This window comes from Erythrobacter epiphyticus (assembly GCF_034653295.1).
Taxonomy (GTDB): Bacteria; Pseudomonadota; Alphaproteobacteria; order Sphingomonadales; family Sphingomonadaceae; genus Erythrobacter.
The window spans coordinates 1-3,255 of the sequence record NZ_JAYEEU010000041.1; the positions used below are offsets into that span (position 1 = coordinate 1).

A 3,255-nucleotide genomic window follows, 5' to 3' on the forward strand; every position below is an offset into this window, starting at 1 on the left:
AAGGTTCGTCTCATCAACCACCAGAGCCGGCCCCGTCCCCGTCGTCGTCACCGTCGGACCATCATCGGCAAAGCGCACATTGCCGCCCAGATCCACGGTCGCACTGTCCGTCGCCGTGTCGCCATCGCCATCGGTGATGGTCGAACGCGCCGTCAGCGCGATCTTGCCATTGGCAAGAACAACAAGCTGATCGTCAAACGGAGCCGTGGTCGTGCCTTCGACCGCATGATCGATCTGCTGGTACTGGTTCAGCGTCACCGCACCCGTGCTGCTGACCGACAGATCAAACACCGTGTTGCCGGCATTGACCCCGCCCTGCGTCGCCGCAGTCGAGCCGACCACCCTGCCGTCGATCAGATAAAGATTGATCGCCGCGCCGCCGCTGGTCAGACCCGAGACCGCATCGGTCACGCTCAGCGCATAGCTCAGCACCGGCGTCGCCGCACCATCCGCACCCGCCGCAAAGGTCAGCGAGAACACCCCGCCAAAGGCAGCCGTCGAGGTCGCCGTATCCGTATCCGTCGGATCGCCATCCGTGTTCGCATCCCGCGTCGTCAGAACAACACCAGCTTCCGGACCCGCCACCACATCAATGCTCGGCGCATCGTCCTTGAACACCAGCCTTTGAGCAATGTTGAGGCTGGCGCTGGCCGTGTCGCCATCAAAGTCGCGCGCGGTTGCTGTCAGCGTGATCAGTTTCGCTGCCGAAAGCGTTAACGGGTCGTTGGGATTATTGGCATCAGCATGGCGCACCGCGCGCTGCTGATCGAGCGTCACCGTGCCATCGGCTGCCACCGTCACCGTGAACACCAGCGCACCCGAGACCGCCGTGCGGCCTTCGACCACACCGCCCGCCGTCAGCGAGAGGATCACGTTCTGACCGGTCGCGGTATCCACCAGACCCGAAGGACCGGCCACAACGTCCAGCGCATAGGTCAGCGAACCGCTCGCCGCCGGACCATCCGCACCAAAGGCCGTGACAAAGTTCGCAGCAAAGCTCGCGCTCGCGTTCACCGTAAGGTTCGTCTCATCAACCACCAGAGCCGGCCCCGTCCCCGTCGTCGTCACCGTCGGACCATCATCGGCAAAGCGCACATTGCCGCCCAGATCCACGGTCGCACTGTCCGTCGCCGTGTCGCCATCGCCATCGGTGATGGTCGAACGCGCCGTCAGCGCGATCTTGCCATTGGCAAGAACAACAAGCTGATCGTCAAACGGAGCCGTGGTCGTGCCTTCGACCGCATGATCGATCTGCTGGTACTGGTTCAGCGTCACCGCACCCGTGCTGCTGACCGACAGATCAAACACCGTGTTGCCGGCATTGACCCCGCCCTGCGTCGCCGCAGTCGAGCCGACCACCCTGCCGTCGATCAGATAAAGATTGATCGCCGCGCCGCCGCTGGTCAGACCCGAGACCGCATCGGTCACGCTCAGCGCATAGCTCAGCACCGGCGTCGCCGCACCATCCGCACCCGCCGCAAAGGTCAGCGAGAACACCCCGCCAAAGGCAGCCGTCGAGGTCGCCGTATCCGTATCCGTCGGATCGCCATCCGTGTTCGCATCCCGCGTCGTCAGAACAACACCAGCTTCCGGACCCGCCACCACATCAATGCTCGGCGCATCGTCCTTGAACACCAGCCTTTGAGCAATGTTGAGGCTGGCGCTGGCCGTGTCGCCATCAAAGTCGCGCGCGGTTGCTGTCAGCGTGATCAGTTTCGCTGCCGAAAGCGTTAACGGGTCGTTGGGATTATTGGCATCAGCATGGCGCACCGCGCGCTGCTGATCGAGCGTCACCGTGCCATCGGCTGCCACCGTCACCGTGAACACCAGCGCACCCGAGACCGCCGTGCGGCCTTCGACCACACCGCCCGCCGTCAGCGAGAGGATCACGTTCTGACCGGTCGCGGTATCCACCAGACCCGAAGGACCGGCCACAACGTCCAGCGCATAGGTCAGCGAACCGCTCGCCGCCGGACCATCCGCACCAAAGGCCGTGACAAAGTTCGCAGCAAAGCTCGCGCTCGCGTTCACCGTAAGGTTCGTCTCATCAACCACCAGAGCCGGCCCCGTCCCCGTCGTCGTCACCGTCGGACCATCATCGGCAAAGCGCACATTGCCGCCCAGATCCACGGTCGCACTGTCCGTCGCCGTGTCGCCATCGCCATCGGTGATGGTCGAACGCGCCGTCAGCGCGATCTTGCCATTGGCAAGAACAACAAGCTGATCGTCAAACGGAGCCGTGGTCGTGCCTTCGACCGCATGATCGATCTGCTGGTACTGGTTCAGCGTCACCGCACCCGTGCTGCTGACCGACAGATCAAACACCGTGTTGCCGGCATTGACCCCGCCCTGCGTCGCCGCAGTCGAGCCGACCACCCTGCCGTCGATCAGATAAAGATTGATCGCCGCGCCGCCGCTGGTCAGACCCGAGACCGCATCGGTCACGCTCAGCGCATAGCTCAGCACCGGCGTCGCCGCTCCATCCGCACCCGCCGCAAAGGTCAGCGAGAACACCCCGCCAAAGGCAGCCGTCGAGGTCGCCGTATCCGTATCCGTCGGATCGCCATCCGTGTTCGCATCCCGCGTCGTCAGAACAACACCAGCTTCCGGACCCGCCACCACATCAATGCTCGGCGCATCGTCCTTGAACACCAGCCTTTGAGCAATGTTGAGGCTGGCGCTGGCCGTGTCGCCATCAAAGTCGCGCGCGGTTGCTGTCAGCGTGATCAGTTTCGCTGCCGAAAGCGTTAACGGGTCGTTGGGATTATTGGCATCAGCATGGCGCACCGCGCGCTGCTGATCGAGCGTCACCGTGCCATCGGCTGCCACCGTCACCGTGAACACCAGCGCACCCGAGACCGCCGTGCGGCCTTCGACCACACCGCCCGCCGTCAGCGAGAGGATCACGTTCTGACCGGTCGCGGTATCCACCAGACCCGAAGGACCGGCCACAACGTCCAGCGCATAGGTCAGCGAACCGCTCGCCGCCGGACCATCCGCACCAAAGGCCGTGACAAAGTTCGCAGCAAAGCTCGCGCTCGCGTTCACCGTAAGGTTCGTCTCATCAACCACCAGAGCCGGCCCCGTCCCCGTCGTCGTCACCGTCGGACCATCATCGGCAAAGCGCACATTGCCGCCCAGATCCACGGTCGCACTGTCCGTCGCCGTGTCGCCATCGCCATCGGTGATGGTCGAACGCGCCGTCAGCGCGATCTTGCCATTGGCAAGAACAACAAGCTGATCGTCAAACGGAGC

The 3,255-nt window shown here is 63.9% G+C and carries 1 protein-coding gene; it reads right to left on the minus strand.

The features are described from left to right. A partial coding sequence (locus SOQ14_RS14405) for a DUF5801 repeats-in-toxin domain-containing protein (RefSeq protein WP_322898798.1) occupies window positions 1-3,255 on the minus strand: 3,255 nt, incomplete at both ends.